This is a genomic window from Marivita sp. (assembly GCF_020055635.1).
Taxonomy (GTDB): domain Bacteria; phylum Pseudomonadota; class Alphaproteobacteria; order Rhodobacterales; family Rhodobacteraceae; genus Marivita.
In genome coordinates, this window is the sequence record NZ_JAIPUT010000054.1 from 1 (window position 1) to 24,289 (window position 24,289).

Below are 24,289 nucleotides of genomic sequence, written 5' to 3' on the forward strand. Positions count from 1 at the left end.
CGTAGAGCCAGATAACATGAGCGATGATCTGAGGTGGAAACCGGCGTTAACGTGACAACACCCTGCCATCGCACCATTTCCATCAGGTATTCACGCTTGGGATCCTCAGCCACGCACAGGCGCAAGATCATCTTGGCCCCGGCCTCTTCCATTGCTTCTGACGTGCATTTGGCGACGCCGAGGCAGGCAAAAGTCCGATGGTGTCGTCTCTGCAGGAGCAATCCGACTTGTGAAATGGTATTTGTAATACTAATACAGAGCGCGACCCGCGGATGCGGGGGTATGTTGGTTCAAGTCCTGTGGGACCTGCGGCAAGAGCGAGACCAAGAACGCCTCTGACCCGCAGGGAGCTTTTGAAAGGTGTTCACAAGATGGCCAGTAAAAGTGCCTTGGAGGAATTGCCGGGTGAACTGTTAATGTGGATTCTTATCATCAGCGAAGTGCTCGTGTTCGGCGCAGGGCTGGTGGTGTTCCTGTCCGTCCGGATTACCGACCCCATAGGCTTTGCGGACGCACAGGATATGCTGGATCGCACCGGGGCGGGGATCAACACGATCGTGCTGATCACCAGCGGCCTGCTTGCGGCCCTGGCCGGTCGCCTGCGCCATGCCGGTGCGCGGGCACAAGCGCGGCTTGCCCTTGTCGCGGCGGCTCTGCTCGGGGTGGTGTTCCTGTGGATCAAGGGGGCCGAGTTCGCAGCCAAGGCGGCGCAGGGTATCGCCTGGGACACGCACGCCTTTTTCAATTTCTACTTCATGCTCACGGGGTTCCATGCCGCGCATGTCGCGGCGGGGGTCGTTCTGCTGTTGCTCGTCGCCTGGCGCGATCATGTCGACAATATCGAGGACGCCTCGGCCTTCTGGCACATGGTCGATCTGATCTGGGTGCTTCTGTTTCCCGTGATCTATCTGCTGCAATGACGGGCCGGCCGCTTTACATCGCCTGGGCCCTCCTGGTCGCGCTCAGCCTTGGTTCGGCCGCTTTGTCGGGGGCGGGGGTCTGGGCGCAATGGCCCGTGGCGGCGGGGGTGGCGGTGATGCTGCTGGCCTGGCAGAAGGCCCGGATCATCCTGGCGCAGTATCTCGGCCTGTCTGAAGCCCCGAGATGGCGACGCGGGTTCGACATGGGTCTGACCGCGCTCTGCATCTTGATGCTGGGGCTGTATCTTGCCCCGCTCGTGGTGTGATCTCGGCAAGCGACCGGTCCTGCGCCGGGTCAGGAGGCGTCGCGCCAGTAATCGTTTGCGGCGGAAATCGTGGCGAAATGTGTGGCAACGACCTGGCTCACGGCGATCAGGGCATCGGCATCCTCGGCGTAGTCGGGGCGCAGGCGGTCGCGCACATCCGCATCGGGTTGCGTCAGCTTGATCGCGAACCGGGACAGTTTGACCGCAAGCGCGTGGCCTTCCTCGGGAGTGTCGGTGACGAGAGTGGGGAGCCAAGATGTCATGGCAGGTCCTTTCGATAGGAAGATGGACGCGTCAGATGGCAGTCTGAAGGTCGGGCAGGGCGATATCGGCTAGCGTGGACCGGTCGAGATCGGCGATGAAGGCGTTTTCGGCCGACTTGAGGCGGGCCTTGAGTCGGCATTGCGCGTTGATCGTGCAGCGGGTCTTGCCGGGGCCGAAACATTCGACGATGGCTTGGTCCGCCTCCAGAACGGAAACGATCTGACCCAGCGGAAGCTTTGATGCGGGCCGCGCCAGTCGAGCGCCACCGCCGCCGCCGCGCCGCGTTTCGACGATTCCGGCACGGGCCAACTGCTGCATGATCTTGCTCAGGTGATTGCGCGACAGGCCGAATTCCTCAGCCAGATCCGCTGTGGAAAACGCCCGGTCGGGGTCGCTGGCCATGCGCATCAACATGCGCAGGCCGTAATCTGTGAATGTCGTCAGGCGCATGAAGCCTCTCGCTTTTGATGTGGTATTTACAATACCTATTAGAGCCCATATGACTAAATGCAACGAAAAAAGGGATGTGCCCATGTATCACGCTCCGACACATCGACCAAAGATGTCTTCCGCCCGTCCGCAGGTGACGCGGGCCGTGATGGCCCAGACCGGGCTTGATGAGGACATGTTGCAAGTCCTCGTGCACGAATTTTACGGCAAGGTGCGGCGCGATGCGCTTCTCGGTCCGATCTTCGCGGAACGGATCAACGATTGGGGTCCGCATCTGGATCGGATGGTCGATTTCTGGTCCTCGGTCGCGTTGATGACAGGACGGTATCACGGCGCGCCGGTGCCGGCGCACACCACCTTGCCCGTCACGAAGCTGCATTTCGATCGCTGGCTGGCGCTGTTCCGCGAAACTGCGCGCGACGTGTGCACGCCCGAGGGGGCCGCGCATGTCATCACCCGCGCCGAGCGAATAGCGCGTTCCTTGAGCATGGCGGTGGAAGATGCTCAGCGCGTCTGTCCCCATGCCGTGCCGGTATTGCGCTGAAACAAGACCGAACAGGACCGGGGACGTCGCATGAAACTCGCCACGCTCACAGGAGCCCACCCCGGTGACACCGACAGGCTGCTCGCGGCGGTTGTCGCACAACTGGCGCGGGCGGGGGTCAATACGGTCGGTGCGGTGCGTGCGACCGATCCCGCGCAGCCTGCCGGTCTGTGTGACAGCACGCTCTTCCTGTTGCCCCAAGGCCCAACGATCCGAATTACCCAGGACCTGGGTGCGGGGTCGTCCGCGTGCCGGATGGATGCGGGCGCGCTGGAGGACGCGGTCGGTCTGGCGACTGCGCGTCTTGAGGCGGATGGAGCCGATCTTGTCATTCTGAACAAGTTCGGTTTGAGCGAGGCCGAGGGGCGTGGCTTTCGAGCCTTCATCGCGGAAGCGATTGCCCGCGACATCCCGGTTCTGTTGGGTCTGTCTGAGACACATCGCGCCGCCTTCGAGACCTTTGCGGATGGCATGGCGACACGGCTTCACCCGGACGAAACCACCATTCTGGATTGGTGCCGCAAGGGTCTTGATCGGACGCAAGTGAGCGTGGACACACATTGATGTGTCTGTGGAGCTGAGCCCTTTTTCCGAGCGTTTACAGAAACTTGGAGTGGCCGATACGCGATTTGCGTTGTTGCGACCGAGTCGTCGCGCCGCGCATTTCCATGCATGCAGAGCCTTCGGGCACGGTGCTCCCGGCTGACCTCGCGTCAGAACCTAGATCTATGATGTTTCTATTTGCGCTAGATCAAACTCGGCCCATTCGGGATCGCATAGTTCAGCTCCATGCGAACCTTCTTCCCCACTCTTGCACTGACAGTCTTGTCGCTCGCGCTGGTCTTCTCCGGCCCGATGTCGCGTGGCATGGCCCTGTCGGACACCACCATGGTGGAGCTCTGTCTTGACGGGGTGGTCCAGAGCGTGCGCGTGGGGCCTGATGGCGCGCCCGTCGCGCCTGATCATGACTGCGGCCAAACACATGCGTGCTGTATCATGTCCGCGGACCCGGCATTGCCGGGCGTATTCCCCGAGGTCGCGGCGCAGTTTCTGCAAGAGGCAGATGCTCCCAATGCGACCGGCACCCTGATCTCGCGAATCGAATACCTTTTTGCCGATCCGCGCGGCCCCCCGGCTGCGCAGGTTGGGCAGATTGACCAAACGGAAATCCGCTCATGACCATATTTCGGACCCTTCTTCGGGTATCGCTCCTGTGCCTCGGCACGCTGCTTTTTGCGCAGTCGGCGCAGGCGCAGTCAGAACTGGCCCGCCTTCTGCCGGATGTTTCGGCCGCTGACCTGGTTGAAGGCGCGACAGGCTTCGGTCGGATGCATGAAGATCTTCCGGTCGTGCAGGTGCTCCGCGATCAGGACCAGATCGGCTGGGCCTTCATCACGTCGGATTTCGTCTCCACCACCGGTTATTCCGGCAAGCCGATCCATACGATGGTTGCCGTCGATGACGCGGCCCAGGTGATCGGTGTCGAACTCGTCAAACATTACGAACCCATCGTCCTGATCGGGATACCCGATGCCAAGGTCAAGGCGCTGGTCGCGAATTACCGGGGTCTCGATCTGGTGGCAGAGGCCGAATCCGGCGGCACGTCGCATGAGTTGGATATCATCTCGGGCGCGACGGTGACGATCATGGTCATCGACGACTCGATCATCCGCGCCGGTTTGAAGGTCGCGCGCCAGCTTGGGCTGGGCGGGCTCGCTGTCGAGGTCGAAACCGGGCCGCGTTTCGAGCTCGATCCCGATGCGACCGCGTCAGATGACTGGATGACGTTGGAAGGCGACGGAACGCTGCGGCGGTTGTCGCTGGATGTGGGGCAGGTCAACGCGGCCTTTGCTGCGATGGACGATCCACGGGCCGAAGACCGAGCGCTGACCGACCCGCCGGAAACCACCTTCATCGAGATGCAGGCGACGCTGATTTCGCATCCCGCGATTGCCGAGGCGATCCTGGGCGAGGCGCGTGCCGATAATCTCGACGCCTGGCTGGACGAGGGCGATCATGCTGTCGCGATCTTTGGACGGGGGCTCTATTCCTTCAAGGGGTCGGGCTATGTGCGGGGCGGCATCTTCGACCGGATCGTGCTGATCCAGGACGATATCTCGGTGCGCTTCCGCGACCGGATGCACCAGCGGATCAACGGAATCGACGCCGAGGGCGCACCGCAGTTCAACGAGGCAGATCTGTTCAAGATCCCTGCCGATACTGGCTTCGACCCGACCGAACCCTTCCGCATTCAGCTTCTGGTCCAGCGCGAGGTCGGGGCGATCGAAAAGATCTTCACCACCTTCGACCTGGGCTACCGTTTGCCGGACCAATACCTCCGCCCGGTCGCGGCAGCACAGGCGGCCGATGTCCCGGCGTCCGTGACCAACGTCACCACGCAATCCGAAAGCCAGGCGCATCAGGCGCTGTGGAAACGCATCTGGGCGGACAAGACAACGCAAATCACCGTTGTGGGCATGATGCTGGCACTTCTGACGGCGGTGTTCTTCTTCCAGGGCATCGCCACCCGCAATGAACGCGTGTTCTTCTGGTTCCGCATGAGCTTCCTGACGGTCGTGCTGGTCTATCTGGGCTGGTACGCGAATGCGCAGCTGTCGGTCGTCAACCTCATCGCGCTGTTCAATTCGCTGACCGAGGGTTTCAGCTGGCAAGCGTTCATGCTTGACCCGCTGACCTTCATCCTGTGGTTCGCGGTGGCCGCGGCGCTGCTCTTCTGGGGACGGGGGGCCTATTGCGGCTGGCTGTGCCCCTTCGGTGCGTTGCAGGAACTGTTGAACCAGATTGCGCGCGCGCTCCGCATTCCGCAATGGACGCTGCCCTGGGGCTTGAACGAACGGCTTTGGCCGGTGAAGTACATGATCTTCCTGGGGCTCTTTGGCGTATCGCTGATGAGCATCGAACAGGCAGAACGTCTGGCCGAAGTCGAACCGTTCAAGACCGCGATCATCCTGAATTTCGTGCGGGCCTGGCCTTTCGTCGCCTATGCCGCTGCGCTTCTGATCGCTGGCTTGTTCGTGGAACGCTTCTTCTGCCGCTACCTCTGTCCGCTTGGTGCCGCATTGGCGATCCCGGCGCGGTTGCGCATGTTCGACTGGCTCAAGCGCTATCACGAATGCGGAAACCCCTGTCAGACCTGTGCGCATCAATGCCCCGTTCAGGCGATCCATCCAACCGGAGAGATCAATCCGAACGAATGTATCAACTGCCTGCATTGCCAGGTTCTGTATCAATCTACGACCCTTTGCCCTGTCGTCATCAAGAAGATGAAGCGGCGTGCCAAGGTCGGGGCCGCCCCCGATCTGAGCCGTGATCTGACCGGGCACCCGAACCAACCCAAGACTCAACCCGCAACCTGAAAGGATTAATCATGTCTGAGGGAAAAAAACTGCCGATCACACGCCGGGGCCTTCTGGGCGCCACGGCAGGAGGCGCGGCGCTTGCTGGCGCCTTCGGCACGCGAGCCATGTTGACCGGCACCGCTGCTGTCGGCGCAGCCACGATTGCCGGCACAACCAGCGCCCGCGCTGCCACCGGTGCCGAAGTGGCTCCGGGGCAACTGGATGAATATTACGGCTTCTGGTCCTCGGGCCAGGCAGGCGAGATGCGCATCCTGGGCGTGCCGTCGATGCGCGAGCTGATGCGCGTTCCGGTGTTCAACATCTGTTCGGCCACAGGCTGGGGTATCACCAACGAGTCAAAGAAGATCCTGACCGAAGGTCTGACCGAAAAGACCAAGGCCTACCTGGCCGCCAATGGTCATGAATTCCCGCCAAATGGCGACCTGCACCATCCGCATATGTCCTTCACCGAGGGCACCTATGATGGCCGCTACCTGTTCATGAACGACAAGGCCAATACGCGCGTCGCGCGGGTGCGGTGCGATGTGATGAAATGCGACAAGATCATCGAGATCCCGAACGCCAAAGCGATCCACGGCCTGCGTCCACAGAAATGGCCGCGCACGAACTACGTGTTCGCGAATGGCGAGGACGAGGTCCCGATGGTCAATGACGGCCAGATTCTTGATGAGCCCGGGAAGTACGTGAACTTCTACACCGCCATCAACGCCGACGAAATGACTGTCGCGTGGCAGGTGATGGTGACGGGCAACCTCGACAACACCGACACCGACTACGATGGCAAATACGCCTTCTCGACGTCCTATAACTCGGAAATGGCGATGGACCTTGCCGGGATGACCGAAAAGGACATGGACCATGTCGTCGTCTTCAACATCGCCGAGATCGAGAAGGGCATCGAGGCCGGCGATTTCCAGGAGCTGAACGGCGTCAAGGTGCTGGACGGGCGAAAGGGCGCGGACAACAAGTACACCCGCTATATCCCGATCCCGAACAACCCGCATGGCTGCAACATGGCGCCTGACAAGATTCACCTGTGCATCGCAGGCAAGCTCTCGCCCACGGTGTCGGTTATCGACGTGCGCAAACTCGACGCGGTGTTCAACGAGGATGCCGATCCGCGCAGCGTCGTTGTGGCCGAACCGGAACTGGGTCTCGGGCCGCTTCACACCTGCTTTGACGGCAAAGGCAACGCCTATACCACGCTCTTCCTGGACAGCCAAGTCGTGAAGTGGAACCTCGAGAAGGCCAAACAGCTCTATGCCGGAGAGGATGCCGATCCGATCATCGTCAAGAAGGACGTGCACTACCAGCCCGGCCACAACTCGACCGTGATGGGTGAAACGCTTGAGGCGAGCGACAAGTACTATCTGACGATGAACAAGTTCTCGAAGGACCGGTTCCTCAATGTCGGCCCGCTCAAGCCCGAGAACGAGCAGCTCTTCGCCATCGACGGCGACGAAATGACCCTGATCCACGACGGCCCGACCTTCGCCGAGCCGCATGACTCGATTATCGTCGATCCGGCCAAGTTGTCACCGAAATCGGTCTGGGACCGCAACGATCCCATGTGGGAGGACGTGCGGCGCCAGGCAGAAAAGGACGGTGTCGATCTGGACGACTGGCAGGACACCATCATCCGCGACGGCAACAAGGTGCGCGTCTACATGACAAGCCAGGCCCCGATGTTCTCGCTGGACAAGTTCACTGTACAGCAAGGCGACGAGGTGACCGTGATCGTCACCAACCTCGACGATATCGACGACCTGACCCACGGCTTCACCATGGGCAACCATGGGGTCGCGATGGAGCTTGCACCTCAGGCGACCGCCTCTGTCACCTTCACCGCGGCACAGCCAGGGGTCTACTGGTACTATTGCCAGTGGTTCTGCCACGCGCTCCACATGGAGATGCGCGGCCGGATGTTTGTCGAACCGCGGGCCAGCTAAGCCATGAAGCGTGTCCTGACCTTTGTGCTGTCCCTGCTCTTTGCCCTGCCCCTATGGGCGGCCGAGATCGCCGTGCCGGCAGGGCAGGGCACGCTTGCCAACGCCATCGCCGGAGCCGATCCCGGCGATGTGCTCCTCCTTGAAGATGGCCGATACGAAGGGGCCGTCACCATTGACCGGCCATTGACCTTGACCGGCAGCCATGACGCCGTGATCGACGGCATGGGGCAAGGCACGGTCATCACCATCGATGCGCCGGATGTAATTGTGCGCGGGCTGACTGTGACCGGATCGGGCATGGACAGCGAAGCGCTCGACGCCGGGGTCAAGATCCTTAAAGGCGCGGATCGCGCCGTCATTGAAAACAACCGGGTTCTGGGAAATCTGCACGGCATCGATGTACATGGCGGGCGGGACTCGCAAGTTATCGGAAACACCATCGAAGGCACGCGGCAACGGCGCGTCAATGACCGGGGCAACGGTATCTATGTCTGGAACTCGCCCGGCACATTGGTCGAGGGCAACTCCGTCCGCTGGGGCCGCGACGGCATCTTCTCGAACGCGTCGCGCACCGGCATCTACCGCAACAACCTGTTCCGCGATCTGCGCTTTGCCGTGCACTACATGTATACCAACGATTCCGAAGTGTCGGGCAACGTGTCCATCGGCAACGGGCTCGGCTTTGCGATCATGTTCTCGAACAACATCGTGGTGAAAGACAACCTGAGCCTGTCCGACATCAGCCACGGCGTGATGCTCAACTACGCCAACAACGCCGAAGTGTCCGGCAATCTCGTGCGGGGCGGCGCGAACCGCTGCACCTTCATCTACAACGCGCACAAGAACCTGATCTATAACAACCGCTTCGAGGGGTGTGAGATCGGCATCCATTTCACCGCCGGGTCGGAACGCAACGTGCTGACCGGCAATGCCTTCATCGGCAATCGCGAGCAGGTGAAATACGTGGGCACCCGCGATATCGAATGGAGCTTCGAGGGACGCGGCAATTACTGGTCCGACCATCCCGGCTTCGACCTTGGCGGCGACGGCATCGCCGACAGCCCGTTCCGTCCCAACGACCTGATGGACCACATCCTGTGGTCACAACCCGCAGCGCGACTGCTCACCGGATCGCCTGCCGTGCAATTGATCCGCTGGGCGCAATCCAGCTTTCCGGCGACCCTGCCCGGAGGTGTCGTGGACAGCGCCCCCCTGATGACCGCACCGCAGATCGCGGTGCCCGATGATTACGCGGCGATGGAGGCTGACGCCGTCGCCCGCCGTGATGAAAGCGATATGAATGACTTCGACGTTAACGATCTCTCATCTCACTAAAAGCTTCGGCGGGGTCGACGCCCTGAGCGATGTCTCTTTGTCCGTCGCTTCCGGCGAACGGGTCGCACTGCTTGGCCACAATGGCGCGGGAAAATCCACGATGATGAAGATCATTCTTGGCCTGATCGCTTCGGACAGCGGCGACATCTCCGTTCGCGGGGCCAGTCCCGGCGATGCGTCGGCGCGCAGTCAGGTGGCCTATCTCCCCGAAAACGCCGCCTTCCATTCCGCGCTGACCGGGCTGGAACAGATCACTTTCTATATGCGTCTCCGCGGCGTCGATCCGAAAGGCGCGCTCGATCTTTTGGCCCGTGTCGGTCTGGCCGATGCCGCACGCCGCCGGATTGGCACTTATTCAAAGGGTATGCGGCAGCGCGTCGGTTTGGCTCAGGCTTTGATCGGGCAACCGAGGCTTCTTGTGCTGGATGAGCCGACCAGCGGCCTTGATCCCGTGTCGAGGCGCGATTTCTACGAATTGCTCGACGGTCTTGCCGCCGATGGCGCGGCGATCCTGCTGTCGAGCCATGCCCTGACCGAGGTCGAGGCCCGCACCGACCGTCTGCTGATCCTGTCGGGCGGTCGGATGGTGGCCGAAGGCTCGCTCACCGATCTGCGCAGCGAAGCGGCCTTGCCGGTGGCGCTGCATGTCACCGCGATGAACGGGTATACACCCGACCTGATGGCGGCCTTCCCGAATGCGATCCAGACGGGGAGGGGCCTGTACCTGACCTGCCCGCAGCAGGACAAGCTGGCCACCCTGGCACGGATTTCCGAGATGCGCGGCAAGGTGGCCGATCTTGAGGTGATCCCGCCCAGTCTCGAAGACATCTACAGTCATTTCAGCCGGAGGGACGGTCAATGATATTGCGCATTCTCGCCACTGCCCGGATCGAGGTGAACATCGCCCGGCGAAACCGCTGGGTCCTGATCGCGGTGCTGTTGATGGTCGTGTTCTCGCTGGTACTCTCCGCCGCCGGATCCGCCCCCACAGGTGCAATTGGCGCAGATCGGCTCTCTGTGGTTGTGGCGTCGCTCACCTCGTTGTCGGTCTATCTTGTTCCGCTGGTCGCCTTGCTCATGTCCTTCGACGCGATCGCTGGAGAGGTCGAACGCGGTACGCTGCCGCTGTTGCTCACCTACCCGGTGGCTCGGTGGGAGGTGCTGTCGGGCAAGCTCTTGGCGCATGTGGCCATTCTGATACTGGCTCTTGTCGCCGGCTACGGGGCGGCCGCCCTGATCGCCATCATCACAGACCCCGAGGCGGTCGCCGGGCTTGGCGCACTTTGGAGGCTGACATGGACGTCGGTGCTGCTCGGCGCCACGTTCCTTGGCATCGGCTACGCGGTCTCTGCCCTGTCGCGCCGCGCGTCGGGGGCCGCAGGTCTGGCAATCGGTGTTTGGCTGGGTCTGGTCGTGCTCTACGATCTGGGACTTCTTGCAGCGGTCGTCGCTGACGATGGCGGAATCTTCACCACGCAGGTCTTTCCTGTCGCACTCCTCGCCAATCCTGCCGACGCGTTCCGCCTCTTCAACCTGAGCGCGGCCGAGGCCAGCGCCGCCGCCTCGGGAGTGGCGGGCGCGGCAGGCACGATACCGCTATGGCAATCTTTGGGATCGGTGATCCTCTGGCCGCTTTTGGCCCTGATCCTGGCCGCGATGGCCTTCAATAGGGTGAAATCATGAAACGCTTGAGCCTTTTGCTGATTTGTGTGGCGCTGATGGCCTGCAAGGAAGAACTCGCCCAGGACACCACACCTGTTCCACTGACCGCCGACGCTGTCGGTCACTATTGTCAGATGAACCTGCTGGAGCATGACGGTCCAAAGGCACAGGCCCATCTGGGCGGGCTTCCCGGCGCGCCGCTGTTCTTCAGCCAAGTGCGCGACGTCGTCGCCTACCTGCGGATGCCCGAACAAAGCCACGAGGTGATCGCTGTCTGGGTCAATGACATGGGCGCCACCGGGGCGAGTTGGGAGAGGCCCGGCGCGCAGAATTGGATCGACGCCAAAGAGGCGATCTACGTCGTCGGCGCAGATGTCATCGGTGGCATGGGGGCACCCGAACTCGTGCCCTTTTCAAACCATGATTCCGCACAGAGCTTTGCCTCCGCCAATGGCGGTTCGGTGATGGCACTTGACGACATACCCGACACGGCCGTCCTGGCACCGGTCGATCTGGACCAAGAGAGCGATGACAGCGCGTTTCAGGATCGCCTTCGCGCCCTGTCGAACAAGATGGGAGACTGACATGAGCACGATATCTCGACGCCGGGTTCTGACGATTCTGGCTGCTGCCACCGCCTTGCCCGCCACGACGATGGCCGAGGCGGAAATACCGCTTCAAACTTGGCAAGGGCAGGCCTTGGGCGCGCGTGCGACGCTGCGTCTGGCCCATCCCGACGCAGCGGCGATTTCGGCGCGGGTGGCATCCGAAATCGATCGGCTGGAAGACGTGTTCAGCCTGTTCCGTCCCTCAAGTGCGTTGTCGCGGCTTAATCGGGAGGGATCGCTTGCGGCACCGCCGTTCGAGCTCTTGCAGTGCTTGTCGCTGGCTGGCCGCGTGCATGACGCAACCGAGGGCCTGTTCGATCCGACGGTCCAGCCGCTCTGGCGGGTCTACGCGGATGCCGCCATCGCCGGGCGTCCACCTCATTCCTCGGACTTGACCGCCGCCCGAAAGGCGATCGGCTGGAACAACGTGCAATTCGCACCAGACCGGATCGTGCTCAAGCCCGGTATGGCGCTGACCCTTAACGGCATCGCGCAGGGGTTCATCGCCGATCGCCTCGCCGATCTGCTTGGCGAGGAAGGGCTCGACAATGTTCTGATCGACACAGGCGAGTTCCGCGCCCTTGGCGGCGATCCACACGGCGATGCCTGGCCGGTTCACCTGGCCGCCGGCGGACAGGTGCCTTTGAAGTCGCGGGCCCTCGCCACTTCGGCACCGAAGGGCACAACCTTTGGAGAAGGCACCACCGGTGCCAGCCACATTCTTGACCCGAAAAAAGGTGCTCCCGTTCCAGCGCGTTGGCGCGAGATCTCGGTCTCGGCACCGTCGGCAGGATTGGCGGACGCCCTTTCGACGGCGGCTTGCTTGTTCTCCGAGAAATCGGGCATCAACACGTGCCTCGGCAAGTTCGAGAAGGTCAGGCTGGAAAGCATTATCGCGGTTTGACCTGGGCATGACCCACTGTGGATTTCTGATCAATCAAACAACAATAATCCAAACGGCGATCAAGCTGACGACAAGATAGACCAACGTGTTGACCATCCAGCGGATGAGCCCGGCTTCTCCTTCGGGATCGACCCCCAATCGCTCGCAGACTTTCGTTCCTGGCCATAGAAATGCTTCGGATAAACTCATTGCTTCTGCCCTCAATTGGTATTTATGATGCCTATTCTGTAGCGCGATTGGTTTCGCATCGCAAATACTAATTTACCGTGGACACAGTGCTCTCCTTCCGAACGAGCGGAGCCTGGGTACCGGGAACATGGTGGCGCCAGAATGCATCCGCACCACCATGAAATGGCTATCTAGAGAAGAAGAGAGTGGTACGCGGCCTCAAGGTCGACGATGCCCAATCCGACAAGCGGAGGATCGACATACGCATACCCTGAGGATTGGTCAGTCTTAGCCGAGTCACGCGCGGTATTTGGACCAAACGCGGACCCTTCGACCTGCAGAAGACCGGGTCGTTGATCCTCGACCTGAAACTCATCGAAATGGTCGAACTTGGTCGAAGGTTCCTTGGGGTTGGGAAGGAACCCCGATGGAGGGCCGCCAGCATTCCAATGATTGTTGATGGAGTAGTCGTCGAATTCAAGCGTTTCCACGCCATTGTCAAAGATCGAGTCGGGCCGCTTCGCGATAAAATAAAGTGGCATTTCATGACCAGGGGCTCCGAAGATTGCCAACGTGCCATCCTCAAACTGGAAAAAATCATACTGCGAGATTAAGCCGTCGATCTTTGCGATGTCGTTACCTGCTCCGCCAAAGATGAAGTTCACTCCAGCACCGCCAGCAAGCACGTCGTCGCCAAGGCCACCGTCGAGCGTGTCACTGCCCTGTTCCCCTTCAAGGGTGTCGTTCCCGGATCCGCCGAACATCTTGTCGTTGCCGCGATCTCCAAACAAGTTGTCGTTGCCGCCTTGTCCCCACATCACGTCGTTGCCGTCACCCCCGAAGATCAAATCTTGTCCAAATCCTCCGTCAAGGACGTCGGCACCATTGTCGCCATAGATGTCGTCGTCACCGGAACCACCGTAAATGATGCCGCCTTCCGCATGATCGGAAGCGGTGCCTTGTAGCCACTTGCCGCTTTGATAGAGGATGTCGTCGTGGTCGCCGCCCCATATCTCGTCGCGCCCGTCACCGCCCTCGATGATATCGTCGCCCCGGTCGCCGTATATGGTATCGCGGTTGATATCGCCGTAAAGCCGGTCGTGTCCGCGACCACCATCAATGGTGTCTTGTCCTTCGCCACCGTGGATCACATCGGAACCCATGTCGCCGAAGAGATCATCGTTGCCGTTACCTCCGTTCAGGTAATCGGCGTGGATGCTTCCCGAGCGGACGTCATTGCCCGGTCCGCCAGTGTAAGAGCTTCCAAGCAAGGCGTCGCCGATATCGCGTTTTGCGTCGAAGACGCCCCAGGCATTATAGAATGTCTCGCTGGCCTCGGCCGCGATTTCCGTTGGATGAATTTGATCACGAAGGTGGTTGATGTGGTCCAGCATTTCAGTCTGGTTGCCCACGAAGCTTACGGTCTTGCCCGCTAACTTACCCCAACTTGCATCCAGCGTGACGCCAGCATCGAAATAATTGTGATCGGCAATGACATCCTCCCGAACGATATCGCCGGGCCCGACCGACCTGAGCAGGTAAACGGCGGACGTGTTCATGGTGACCTGAATGATTTCCGCTTCGACTTCGCTCCTTGCCTTGGTCTCGTAGATGCCGCCTTGACCCCCATCCATGTAATCCCCGTAGATATCGGTGATCAGATTGACGGCGGACGAAAGCTGCTGATCGATCGCGTCGTGGCCGAGCCCCTGATCAGAAAGTTTGTTGACCACGGCGATACGGACGGCGATGGCGTTCGTCAGGGTGGGAAAGGCGCTCAGTGCCAACAGATCGGACGATGTGTTGGGATCGCCGGCAAGGGCGGTGATCTCGGAAATCGCCGAATTTAGAAGAGCGTTGCTGTCCGAAAGAAGCGTTTCCACCGTCGTCTGCGTCAACGCGTCCACATTCACCAACGTTTGCATGAGAGAGGTGGCATCAGTGTTGATTTCGCGGATGAGGTCGGCATAGCTCTGATCGATGCTGTGCTCGACCAGACCGCCCACTTCTTCGAGCTGCTCTTCCAGATTACCTATCTGTGTTCCCAATGAGTCGAGCTTGTCATTGATGTCTTCCAGAGAATTCAGAATTGCGAGGTCATTCGATTTACCGGACTTGAACATGCCGATGAATTCTTTGAGATCGAATTTGGCACTGACGTTCTCGGTGAATTTGTAGACCAACGCGGCTTTCAGCGCAGATCCGACTGCGAGGGAAATGGCAGCGGGCATTGCAAAACTCCTCTTCTCGTTCAAAATGATTTTTTCGGTTGTGTGGCAGAGGCGCCGAGCATCTTCATGCCACACGGAAAAGGGCAACATGCAGTACAACGCGTTACATTGGATGTAACTTTAATGAAATCATTTGCTTTTTTGAGTCGAGCTGAACAGTTCTAAATCAATATGGCAAAAAAATCGTCCAGCAACGCAGCCACCAACCAAACCGGCGTAAGGGCGAAGGCTGAGACCAAACACGCAAATGCTATATGGCGAAGCACCAGCCAGGCTCCTGCAGTGATTTCCATTTTGCCCTCGTCAGCGCGTCTGGCGATCCGTGTATCGAGTGGCCTTTCGATGAGATGACCGACAATTCGTGCGGCGATCACGGGAGCCAAGACCAGCGCGAGATGCACGTAGGTCCAAAAAAGTGTCGTCAGAACCATAAGCGTCAACCAAAGCCCATCGCGCCAAGGATCCGCCGCGGCACGGGCGATGAATTCGGTGCTTTCGTAATCAATGTTGAATAGCGTTTCGGCGAGCCGGAGTCCCCACCCAATCAACAGGAAGGTGACTGCCATGAGAAGGATCGCTACAACCGAGTCGAGTATCACCAGACTCAAGATCTGAACCCAACCGGACCGCGCATGATTCACACATCGCGCCAAGAAATGGCTGATTCCAAGGGACACGTAGTCAGAAAGCGCATTCGCCACGGGCAGGACAAGCCACATCAACACCACCAGTTCTTCTGCGCGGGCCTGAGTTCCAGACAATTGCGGTGTCAGAGCAAAAACAAGTCCCGATCCCAACGCGCCGACGCCAACGCCGACCCCTGACGCTGTCAACGCGGCCGATGCGCGATCGCTGATCTTGCCGCCAACGAGGCTGGCTGCGGCGCCGGAAGCCGCTCCAAGCGCACCTCCGAAAACGATAAATGAAATCGGATCAAACGGCAGTGCGTCTTTGTCGATGATCCCTATTCCCGTTCCCGCGACAGCAGCTCCGGTGAAACCGGCAACTGCTGAAACCCGTAACGGCCAAGCTGAAAGCGCCGCGAATGCGTACAGTGCGACGGTGAGAGCGACAGCGATCGGTTCTGCGCCGAAGAGGCCAGCCAAGGCACATCCTGCGCCGCACAGAACGGCGCCCCCCACTATGCGGAAGACCGACTTTGGCGAAATCACCTGACTTCGATCATCCGGCGTGACCAAGCGGTATGCCACTATTCCGGACGCCGCCAGCGACACTAGAATGCAAAGCGCCAGAAAACTGCTCGGGATCGGACCTGCCCAGTCAGGCCTCGCGAAGGGTGCCGATCCACCCGGAGCAACTGCTCCAAAGCCATATGCCGCCAATCCGGCAACAACCACATAGGCCAGGCTGAGAGTCACGCATACAGCAAGACTCTGACGCCCAAAAACTGGTCCAGTCCAACTTTCCAGCACCGTCAGACCGATTGCAATTGCCCTTCGATAAGAACTAAGAACGGAGTCCGAGAGTTCTTCTCGTAACTGCGCGTTGAAAGCTCGCGCAATCTCGCCTGCCTGGAATGCGGTGTCTGACAACGGTCGAACAGAGATGATTTCAGGACGCAGTGACCGTGGCAGATCGTCAATGGGAATGTCCAGCGCGGCGGCAATCTTGGTCGCAGTGTCAACGGTAATGCGTGGTCTACGCTTGTTCTCCAGCGCAGATAGATAGGACTTGCGGTCTGGATTGCCGAAGGCCTCGGCAGCCACTGCCTCTTGGCTCAGGCCCAGGCTCTTGCGCCGGGCACGAATGATCTCGGCAAAGGCGTTCAAATCATCGCGTAATGGGTCTTCTCCTTGCACCGCTCACCCCGTGGACAGGTAAGTTCCAGAAAAATCATCACGCGGTTGACATGTCGGTCTCGTTTTCGACGGTAAGTTCAATTGCGCTTATTTCGCCAACTTGATAACTGTCATTATCATAATTCAACTCTCCAAGATATGTTATTGAGCATCGCCTTCGTTCGATCCTCGAGGCGTTCTCGGGAGCCGAAAGAACCTGTGGGTACTGCTTGGTGTCGGGGCTTGTAGCTGATGGGCGGCGTCTGCATCGGTGCGATCTACGTTCTGATCCCAAGCAGGCAATCGCTGAACCGCTAATGTGACAACTCCCCAGAACAGAAAGGCGGGGCGGATAGCGTGCTATTTTCTGGCAGAAAGCGCCGCTGTCGGATAGGGTTCCCGCATGACATTCGTGCGCGACACGCCCCTCGGCGACCCCGAACCGATACCCCGGATGCCCGCCTGGGTCACCTCTGCATGCGCCGAAACCCCTGAGGATGTGGCGTTTTTGTCGGGTGGGGCGCTCTCTCACCTGCATGTTGTGTTGGGCCGCGAGGAAGTGCCCCATGCCTTGTTGCGGGACCGGCTTGCCCTGCGCGCGGCGGAGGCTTGCGTGACGGCTGCGGGCCGGTCGGAACGGGCAGGTGACTTGCGCGACGCGGTGCACCTCCTGCGGCCCGGAGATTTGCCGGGTCCGGCGGGGGAAAGCTATCTTGCCTGGCGGCGGGCGGTGGAGCGGCCGGCATCGGTCAAGGCGCTGTGCCGGGCGCTGCCGGATCTTCCGCCCGAGCGGATCGCGGGTTGGCTCGACGGGCGCGGCCCGCGCGGCGCGGGGCAAGGCGGGCCGGTGACCCGAGCATCCATGGCTCTGGAGGCGGTTCTGGAGGAAATGCCGCGCGGTGAGGTTCCCGCGCTGATCCTTGCCGATGCCGCCCTGGCGCAGGCGCTTGGCTGGGATCATCTTGTGCCGCTGATGGCCGCGGGGATGAAGCGCGCCGATTTCCGCAAGCGGGGCGAAGACCTGCGGCTGGCGTGCCACCGTGCGATCGTCGCATCGGTGCCCGAGGCGGTTCGTCTGGCCGCAGACGTGACGCGGCGGGCAGCCCATATGGCCGCCGTCGCGCCGAAGCTGCGCGCCAAGGCGGCAGGGCAGGCGGTCGAGATGTTTCTGACTCGCGATGCCGTGGCCCCTTCAGCCTTGCCTTTGCCGGACCGGGCCGCGCGGCGGCTTTGTGACCGGCTGGTGGAGTTGGGTGCCGTGCGCGAGTTGACCGGGCGCGACACGTTCCGGCTTTACGGGGTGTAGCGTGGCCAAGGACCGCACCCAGCCTGACCTGGACCGTGAACTGGCCGACCTGCCGCCAGACCTGCGCTGGCGGGAATGGATGCGGCGGATCGAGGCGGTGCTGTTTGCCAGTGCCGCGCCGGTGCCGCGCGAAGACCTGGCGCGGGTGGTGGGGCAGGGGGTCTCGGTCGATCTTCTGGTCGCCGATCTTGCCGCCGACCTGGAGGGAAGGGCGTTCGAGCTGGCCGCTGTGGCAAGCGGCTGGATGTTCCGGACGCGCGCCGCCTATGCGCCGGCGATCCGGGCTGCGGCGGATGTCGGTGAGCAGGTTCTTGATTTGAGTGAGTTCGACGTCGCGGTGCTGGCCGCCATCGCCTACCATCAGCCGATCACCCGCGACGGGCTCAGGGACATCTTCGGCAAGGACATCAGCCGCGACCTGATCGGGCGGCTTCATGTGCGCGGGCTGATCGGGACCGGCCCGCGATCTCCGCAACGGGGCGCGCCCTATACCTTCGTGACAACGAACGCATTCTTAGCGGCCTTCGGGATGGAGAGCTTGCGAGACCTGCCGGAGACGGAACCGCTGGCAGACGCTGGGTTTCCCCCGCGCCCCTGAACCCCGCCAGGGACCCTCAGAGTCCGATTCAAAACTATCTGAGCATTATTAATCCCTTGCGAGATGGCGTGTGACACGTCGAATGTGGGCGATGGTGATCCACGCCTCTGCGCTGGCGATGGATTTTTCCCAATCCTTTGACAGCCGGCGGCATCGGCCCAGCCAGGCGAGAGTACGTTCCACGACCCAACGGCGCGGCAGGACCTCGAAGCCCTGCGCCGTGTCGGAACGCTTGACGATCTGCACGGTCCATCGCCCGATGGCCTTCAGAGCGTCTCGCAGTTTGGGACCGGCATAACCTCCATCGGCAAAGATATGACGCAGCATGGGATAGCGCGCGGCGACGGCTTTCAGCACATCCGGCGCGCCGTCACGGTCCTGAATTCCAGCGCTGTGGACCTCGAGCCCGACGAGCAATCCGGTTGTGTCAGTGACGATATGGCGCTTGCGACCCTTGACCCTCTTTCCGGCATCATATCCGCTAACCCCGCCGCTTTCCGTGGTTTTTATACTCTGGCTATCGATAACCCCCGCCGTTGGCTGGGCTTTGCGGCCCTCCGCCAGCCGCGCGGCTTCAACCAGCTTGCGGTTCATCTCATCGAGAAAACCGTCGTTGCGCCAAGCATAGAAATAGCCCCGCACAGTCGATACCGCCGGAAAGTCGTTCGGCAGCATCCGCCACTGGCACCCGGTCGTCGCCATGTAGAGGATCGCGTCGAACACGTCGCGCAAGCTTGTCGTGCGGGGCCTGCCCGTGGACTTGGGTGCTGGCATGAAGGGCGCGATCAGTGCCCATTCGGGGTCTGTCAGATCGCTTGCATACTTGTCGCCCACTCGGGCATGTTGGCGTCGGGTGAGTTCGGTCCAGGCCATCGTGATCTCCTTCAGTTTTGCAACCGAACAGAAGCACAACCTGCTGAACTCACTCAATTAGTTTCAAATCGGGCTCTCAGGATGGTTGAGGCAAGTCCGACGTTGATCCTGCTGCCATGCGGCGGCGGAGGGCCATCCAGATCAGCGCGACGATCACGAGGTTTATGGCGCCCGCCGCGGTCGCATTGGCGAAGGTCCAGAAGTACGCACCCGTCATGTCGAAGAAGTGCCCGCCCTGCCATCCGCCAAGGGCATGACCTGCCCATCCGAAGGCAAGGACGATCCCTGTCGCAGAGGCGCGACGGGCAGGAGGTGTCAGAGCACCTACGGTGATGAGGACTCCAGTCATGACGCCGCCGTAGCCGAAGCCGTAGAGCGGGGCGTAGATCCAGAACGATTGCATGGTATCCAGAAGAACAAACCCAAGCATCAGCGCGGTCTGCCAAGCCGTGGCCGCCATCCAGGCGGGAATCGGACCGAGGATGTCGGCGAGCCTGCCGAAGAACAGGCGCCCTGCGACCGCGGCGATCAGCATCGCGAGCAATGGCCCGCCCGCTTCGGCGCCGGCGCCGCTCACACCTTGGATCAAAGGCACGAGATGCATCAACGGAACCGCCATGCCGATGCAGCACCCCAGAACGGCCAGGGACAGCGCGGGCAACAGGATGCGGGGCGAAAGCAGAGCCACTTCGCCCGGCGCTTGAGGCGCACGCCCGCCCACGCTTGGCGGGCGCATCAGGAGAAATGACAGGGGAACGAGCGTCAGCAAGGCGAAAACCCCGAGCGCGGTGAATGCGCTCTGCCACCCGATCGACTCGATCAGATGCCCCGCGGTGTAAGGAACGAGACCCTGACCAAGTCCCTGCCCGGCCGAGGCAATGCCTATGGCCAGTCCCCGACCCGTGTGAAACCATCCTCCGACAAGGGCGATGACAGGCGCGAAGAGAGCTCCGCCGCCAACCGCGCCGGCGAAGAAAAACAGTGCGTGAAACTGCCACAATGCATCCGCGTGGGCCGCGACAAGCAGGGAGAGCGACAGGGCCATGGCCCCTGACAGGCAGATCGCCCGCGTCGAAATCCTGTCGGCAAGAAATCCCATCAGGATGCCGCCGAGCGCGATGCCGATCAGCCCGAACGAATTGATCGCCGCGACATCCGCCCGGTTCCACCCGAAGTGGATCTCCAGCGGGATGACGAAGGCTGACAGCCCATTGACGAGCATCCCCATCGCCATACCCAGAAGAAGCGCCGCAGCGGTCACAATGACCCAGCGAAACCGGGGCTCGTCCACTTCTCTGCCTGTGCTCATGTCTCGCCCCCGGTCATGTATCCAATGTCATCGTCCGCGCGTCAGTGGTTCACGGCAATTGAAAGCCAGGGGTCGAGCGCGACAGCGCAGCCTCGTCCTCGGTCATCTCCTCGGGAATCGCCTCGAACAGCGGCGTGGACATGTAGCGTTCGCCGGTATCGGGCAACATGCAGAGGATGACTGTGCCGGGTTCGGAACGCTCGGCAATCTTCATCGCGACTGCGAATGTGGACCCGCCGGAGACGCCGGTCAGGATACCTTCCACCTGCGCGAGTTTCTGCGCCCAGGCGATTCCGTCGGGACCGGCGACCGGGATCAACTCATCAAAAAATTGCTCGTCGACGGCTTCTTGCAGAACATGGGGAATGAAGTCCGGTGTCCAGCCCTGGATAGGATGCGGCTCGAAGGCCGGATGGCTTTCGGCGGGCGAGTGGTCCGCGTTGCGTGCCTGAACATGACCGCTGCCGAGAAGCTGCGCATTCGCGGGCTCGGACAGGACAATCTTCGTCTCGGGTCGCTCGCGCCGCAGCGCTCGTGCCACGCCGGTCACCGTTCCGCCGGTGCCGTAACCCGTGATCCAGTAGTCGAGCCTCTGTCCGGCGAAATCCACAAGTATCTCCCGCGCCGTCGTGTGCTCGTGAATGCGAGCGTTGGCGTCGGTCTCGAACTGCCGCGCGAGGAACCAGCCGTTCGCCTCGGCAAGTTCCACAGCCTTGCGATACATGCCAAGGCCCTTTTCGGCCCTCGGCGTCAGCACGACCTTCGCGCCCATCATACGCATCAGCTTGCGCCGCTCCACTGAGAAGCTGTCGGCCATTGTTACCACCAGAGGATAGCCTTTGGCCGCACAGACCATGGCGAGCCCTATCCCGGTGTTGCCCGATGTCGCCTCGACCACCGTCTGGCCCGGACGCAGGCTTCCGTCGCGCTCGGCCTCCTCAATGATGCTGAGCGCAAGACGGTCCTTGATCGACCCGGCCGGGTTGAAGAACTCCGCCTTGACGTAAAGCTCCACGCCCTGCGGCGCGAGCCGGTTGATCCTGATCGCGGGCGTATCGCCGATCGTGTCGAGAACACTCGCATAAATCCGTCCGCGTCCCTTGGTGGTGCGTGTTGTCATGGCATCCATAATGGTCTCCGGTCCTGTTCAGGTGTAATCAGCAGCTTGCCGTCAGCGGGCATAGCCCGTCGTCGGGTCGATGACGGTGACCACTTTGGTGATCGTGTCGGCGGGAAACCCGCTCAACTCGGCATGCTCGAGCACTGCCGCCTCGTCCTCCGCGAGATACACGCAGAAGGTCTTGTCGCCTGTAACATAGGAATGTTGCCACTGAACCCGAGGAGACAGCTTGGCCAGCGCCCCGTTCGATGTCGCGGCCGCGCCGCAAAGCTGCTCACCATTCATGTTCCCAATGCCAGGGACGCCGCGTTCGATGATGTATTTGTGCATGATTGGTTCACTTTCTTCGCAAGGTTGAATTTTTGAACTGCGCCCTCCGGAGGCGGTGCTCAGAAAGGTCAGTGGGCGTGCTTGGGCGAAGCGAAAAGGATCAATTCGACCCGCTCGCTGTGTGCCGCATTGGGCAACTTTCCGGAGAGTCCAGAAGCGGCTTTTCGCCTGCCTCCCACGGGCTCGAAGGTGGCGTGCATTCCGGTGCTATCCACCATTTGGAGGATAGAGATGCCGCCCCGCTCCTTCATGTCGAGGCGTTGGTCCGGTGTTTCGAAGCGCCTCAACTCGAAGCCGTGCCGCTGCATTATTTCCATCCTTCTTGAAGCTTGAGAGTTGCAGACTACCGCCACCGGTGTTCCGTGCTTGATGGAAACCTGAAGATTTCGTGTAGAAGCGCCCCGATCTCGTGTATCGTTGCGCATGACCTGGACGTTCGGAGACTTTCATCTCGACCCGGATCGGTTCCTTCTTGTCCGTCGCGGCGCGGCCGTGTCGCTCGAGCCGCAGGTGCTCGCCCTGCTCATACATCTCGTCCAGAACCATCATCGAATGGTCTCGAAGGACGAGATCGTCGATGTGGTCTGGCAGGGGCAAGCGGTCTCGGATGCCAGCATCTCAAGCCGTATCAGGTCTGCAAGACAGGCGGTCGACGACGATGGCGCTCGGCAGGCGGTGATCCAGACGGTATATGGACGCGGTTTTCGCTTCGTCGCAGCGGTTTCCACCGCATCACCGCATCACCGGCACGACCGGCTTCGGGCGCGATGGTCCATGCGCCCGCCGACGCGGTGACGAGACGTCCCTCGATTGCCGTTCTTCCCTTCAGCCCCCTCGGAGCCGAGCCTCTCCTCTCGGTCCTTGCAGAGGCGATTCCACACGAGATTATTGAAGCTCTGTCGCGGCTGCGCTGGCTTGCGGTAATCGCGCGCGGCTCATCCTTCCGTTTCGGGCTGGTCGCACCAGATCTTGATCTTGTCGCAACCGCGCTTTCAGCACGCTACCTTCTGACCGGGGTAATCGAAAATCGCAGCAAGGGATTGGCGGCAACGCTGGAACTGGTGGATGCGGGCTCGCGCCAAGTACTTTGGGCCGACCGGCTTGAGTCGCCCCTTGAAGGGATCGACGACCTGCGCTCGAGGATCGTCGCCCATCTGGTCACCGCCCTTGAGACGCACATACCGTTCAACGAAGCGCGCATCGCCAAGCAGACACATTCCGAGGATCTCGATGCCTGGGCCAACTACCATGTCGGGCTGAGGCATCTCTACCGCTTCACCGCAGCCGATAGAGCGCTTGCCCGAACCTGTTTCGAGCGAGCGGCTTCGGCGGAACCGGGTTTCGCGCGCGCGCACGCAGGTCTCTCCTTCACAAGCTTTCTTTCGGCCTTTCTGAGGCTCAACCCGGATACCGCTGCGGCGACCGATGCTGCGCGGCGTCATGCCGAGCGCGCGCTGGAACTGGATGCCCTCGACCCCTTCGCGAACTTCACTATGGGTCGGTCCTTCTGGTTGACCGACCAGCCAGAGGTCGCGGCGGACTGGTTATCGCGGGCAACGACACTCAACCCGAACTATGCGCAGGGGTTCTACGCCTCGGCCTTCACCACAATGCTGACCGGTGATGCCAAAGCAACCGCCCGGGCGCTCGACACATCGCTGCATCTAAGCCCGCTCGACCCGCTACTTTATGGTGTACACGGTGTGCGGGCACAGATGCTGATGCAACTGAAGGATTACGAAGCCGCCGCAGCTTGGGGCGACCGTGCCGCGACACAGCCGGGGGCGCATTACCTCATCGGAATGATCGCACTTGCCGCCAACGGCCTCGCCGGGAGGCGCGAGCGGACGGCCCAGCTTCGACAGGACATCCGGCAGCGCAAGCCCGACGCGACGGCCGCAGACTACTTTTCCGCGTTTCCGACCCGCCATGCATCCTCTCGCGCCCTCATCGCCGCCGAACTGGCACGCCAGGGATTCTGAAGAGATCCAGAAGACCATTCTGTCCGCTTCTCAGCCATCCAGCGCACATTGATTGAGGAAGCCCAGCGAATGCCGCTATGACGGGCCGCGGTGCGGCATGCCCTAAGATCACTGAACGGCAGATAGGCCGTCCTCGTCCTCGATCAGGCCCCTTGGCGAGCCGACTCAACACCACATACGCGCCGGATGACACCCTGCGCTTGCACTCGCTCTAAACTATCTTCGAAGACGGTGTTCAAATCCCATCTTTCATTCTATGGTCGCAAATATCTCACCCAAAGGATTTTACCG

26 protein-coding genes are annotated in these 24,289 nt (G+C 61.1%); 16 read left to right on the forward strand and 10 right to left on the reverse strand.

Annotated features, from left to right (window positions below; all coding sequences use genetic code 11):
- Positions 1–272: 272 nt before the first annotated feature.
- A complete protein-coding gene (locus LCF60_RS19070; protein WP_292294006.1) occupies positions 273–920 on the forward strand; it encodes a cytochrome c oxidase subunit 3 in 648 nt (215 codons plus the stop codon).
- On the forward strand, positions 917–1,186 hold the full coding sequence (locus LCF60_RS19075) for a cytochrome C oxidase subunit IV family protein (RefSeq protein WP_292294007.1): 270 nt from the start codon (positions 917–919) through the stop codon (positions 1,184–1,186). The genes LCF60_RS19070 and LCF60_RS19075 overlap by 4 nt, the downstream gene beginning before the upstream one ends.
- 29 nt (positions 1,187–1,215) lie before the next feature.
- On the opposite strand, the gene LCF60_RS19080 is transcribed toward LCF60_RS19075, so the two are convergent.
- Positions 1,216–1,449, reverse strand: coding sequence for a hexameric tyrosine-coordinated heme protein (locus LCF60_RS19080; RefSeq protein WP_292294009.1), 234 nt, complete (start codon positions 1,447–1,449; stop codon positions 1,216–1,218).
- Between the two features lie 31 nt (positions 1,450–1,480).
- Positions 1,481–1,900, reverse strand: coding sequence for an Rrf2 family transcriptional regulator (locus tag LCF60_RS19085; protein ID WP_292294010.1), 420 nt, complete (start codon positions 1,898–1,900; stop codon positions 1,481–1,483).
- Between the two features lie 112 nt (positions 1,901–2,012).
- On the opposite strand from LCF60_RS19085, the gene LCF60_RS19090 reads away from it, so the two are divergent.
- From LCF60_RS19090 to LCF60_RS19135, 10 genes are all read left to right on the forward strand, one after another.
- Entirely contained in the window at positions 2,013–2,444 is a 432-nt protein-coding gene (locus tag LCF60_RS19090; protein ID WP_292294012.1) for a group III truncated hemoglobin, read from the forward strand.
- 30 nt (positions 2,445–2,474) lie between these two features.
- On the forward strand, positions 2,475–3,008 hold the full coding sequence (locus LCF60_RS19095) for a DUF2478 domain-containing protein (RefSeq protein ID WP_292294014.1): 534 nt from the start codon (positions 2,475–2,477) through the stop codon (positions 3,006–3,008).
- A 261-nt stretch (positions 3,009–3,269) separates the two neighbouring features.
- Positions 3,270–3,623: a hypothetical protein gene (locus LCF60_RS19100; RefSeq protein ID WP_292294016.1), complete on the forward strand. Its 354-nt coding sequence runs from the start codon at positions 3,270–3,272 to the stop codon at positions 3,621–3,623.
- The gene (locus LCF60_RS19105) at positions 3,620–5,821 is read left to right on the forward strand and encodes a NosR/NirI family protein (protein ID WP_292294018.1); all 2,202 of its coding nucleotides are present in this window, start codon (positions 3,620–3,622) and stop codon (positions 5,819–5,821) included. The genes LCF60_RS19100 and LCF60_RS19105 overlap by 4 nt, the downstream gene beginning before the upstream one ends.
- 11 nt (positions 5,822–5,832) lie before the next feature.
- Positions 5,833–7,773 (forward strand): TAT-dependent nitrous-oxide reductase, encoded by a 1,941-nt coding sequence (gene nosZ / locus LCF60_RS19110; RefSeq protein WP_292294019.1) that lies wholly within the window; start codon positions 5,833–5,835, stop codon positions 7,771–7,773.
- Between the two features lie 3 nt (positions 7,774–7,776).
- Positions 7,777–9,108 (forward strand): nitrous oxide reductase family maturation protein NosD, encoded by a 1,332-nt coding sequence (locus tag LCF60_RS19115; protein ID WP_292294021.1) that lies wholly within the window; start codon positions 7,777–7,779, stop codon positions 9,106–9,108.
- A complete protein-coding gene (locus LCF60_RS19120) occupies positions 9,074–9,970 on the forward strand; it encodes an ABC transporter ATP-binding protein (RefSeq protein WP_292294023.1) in 897 nt (298 codons plus the stop codon). The genes LCF60_RS19115 and LCF60_RS19120 overlap by 35 nt, the downstream gene beginning before the upstream one ends.
- Positions 9,967–10,791 (forward strand): ABC transporter permease subunit, encoded by an 825-nt coding sequence (locus tag LCF60_RS19125; RefSeq protein ID WP_292294025.1) that lies wholly within the window; start codon positions 9,967–9,969, stop codon positions 10,789–10,791. Before LCF60_RS19120 ends, LCF60_RS19125 begins: the two co-directional genes overlap by 4 nt.
- Positions 10,788–11,354: a nitrous oxide reductase accessory protein NosL gene (locus tag LCF60_RS19130; protein ID WP_292294027.1), complete on the forward strand. Its 567-nt coding sequence runs from the start codon at positions 10,788–10,790 to the stop codon at positions 11,352–11,354. The genes LCF60_RS19125 and LCF60_RS19130 overlap by 4 nt, the downstream gene beginning before the upstream one ends.
- A gap of 1 nt (position 11,355) precedes the next feature.
- Positions 11,356–12,282, forward strand: coding sequence for an FAD:protein FMN transferase (locus tag LCF60_RS19135; RefSeq protein WP_292294029.1), 927 nt, complete (start codon positions 11,356–11,358; stop codon positions 12,280–12,282).
- A 33-nt stretch (positions 12,283–12,315) separates the two neighbouring features.
- Here LCF60_RS19135 and LCF60_RS19140 read toward each other — a convergent pair whose 3' ends face one another.
- From LCF60_RS19140 to LCF60_RS19150, 3 genes are all read right to left on the reverse strand, one after another.
- A complete protein-coding gene (locus tag LCF60_RS19140) occupies positions 12,316–12,471 on the reverse strand; it encodes a hypothetical protein (RefSeq protein WP_292294030.1) in 156 nt (51 codons plus the stop codon).
- A gap of 170 nt (positions 12,472–12,641) precedes the next feature.
- On the reverse strand, positions 12,642–14,681 hold the full coding sequence (locus LCF60_RS19145) for a calcium-binding protein (protein ID WP_292294032.1): 2,040 nt from the start codon (positions 14,679–14,681) through the stop codon (positions 12,642–12,644).
- Between the two features lie 161 nt (positions 14,682–14,842).
- Positions 14,843–16,501 carry a helix-turn-helix domain-containing protein gene (locus LCF60_RS19150; protein WP_292294034.1) on the reverse strand — a complete coding sequence of 553 codons (1,659 nt, stop codon included), beginning with the start codon at positions 16,499–16,501 and terminating at the stop codon, positions 14,843–14,845.
- Positions 16,502–16,883: 382 nt separating this feature from the next.
- On the opposite strand from LCF60_RS19150, the gene LCF60_RS19155 reads away from it, so the two are divergent.
- Positions 16,884–17,786: a DUF1403 family protein gene (locus tag LCF60_RS19155; protein ID WP_292294036.1), complete on the forward strand. Its 903-nt coding sequence runs from the start codon at positions 16,884–16,886 to the stop codon at positions 17,784–17,786.
- 1 nt (position 17,787) lies between these two features.
- Entirely contained in the window at positions 17,788–18,384 is a 597-nt protein-coding gene (locus LCF60_RS19160; protein ID WP_292294037.1) for an SMC-Scp complex subunit ScpB, read from the forward strand.
- A 48-nt stretch (positions 18,385–18,432) separates the two neighbouring features.
- Here LCF60_RS19160 and LCF60_RS19165 read toward each other — a convergent pair whose 3' ends face one another.
- The 5 genes from LCF60_RS19165 to LCF60_RS19185 form a co-directional block, all read right to left on the reverse strand.
- Positions 18,433–19,257, reverse strand: coding sequence for an IS5 family transposase (locus tag LCF60_RS19165; RefSeq protein WP_292294039.1), 825 nt, complete (start codon positions 19,255–19,257; stop codon positions 18,433–18,435).
- Positions 19,258–19,333: 76 nt separating this feature from the next.
- Positions 19,334–20,566 carry an MFS transporter gene (locus LCF60_RS19170; protein ID WP_292294041.1) on the reverse strand — a complete coding sequence of 411 codons (1,233 nt, stop codon included), beginning with the start codon at positions 20,564–20,566 and terminating at the stop codon, positions 19,334–19,336.
- A 49-nt stretch (positions 20,567–20,615) separates the two neighbouring features.
- Positions 20,616–21,695, reverse strand: coding sequence for a pyridoxal-phosphate dependent enzyme (locus tag LCF60_RS19175; RefSeq protein WP_292294043.1), 1,080 nt, complete (start codon positions 21,693–21,695; stop codon positions 20,616–20,618).
- Positions 21,696–21,737: 42 nt separating this feature from the next.
- Entirely contained in the window at positions 21,738–22,016 is a 279-nt protein-coding gene (locus tag LCF60_RS19180) for a DUF4242 domain-containing protein (RefSeq protein ID WP_292294045.1), read from the reverse strand.
- A gap of 68 nt (positions 22,017–22,084) precedes the next feature.
- Positions 22,085–22,441, reverse strand: a complete 357-nt coding sequence (locus LCF60_RS19185; RefSeq protein ID WP_292294047.1) for a hypothetical protein — start codon at positions 22,439–22,441, stop codon at positions 22,085–22,087.
- On the opposite strand from LCF60_RS19185, the gene LCF60_RS19190 reads away from it, so the two are divergent.
- Positions 22,440–22,811, forward strand: a complete 372-nt coding sequence (locus LCF60_RS19190; RefSeq protein WP_292294049.1) for a winged helix-turn-helix domain-containing protein — start codon at positions 22,440–22,442, stop codon at positions 22,809–22,811. The genes LCF60_RS19185 and LCF60_RS19190 overlap by 2 nt on opposite strands.
- Positions 22,808–23,998 carry a hypothetical protein gene (locus LCF60_RS19195; RefSeq protein WP_292294051.1) on the forward strand — a complete coding sequence of 397 codons (1,191 nt, stop codon included), beginning with the start codon at positions 22,808–22,810 and terminating at the stop codon, positions 23,996–23,998. Before LCF60_RS19190 ends, LCF60_RS19195 begins: the two co-directional genes overlap by 4 nt.
- Positions 23,999–24,289 lie beyond the last annotated feature (291 nt).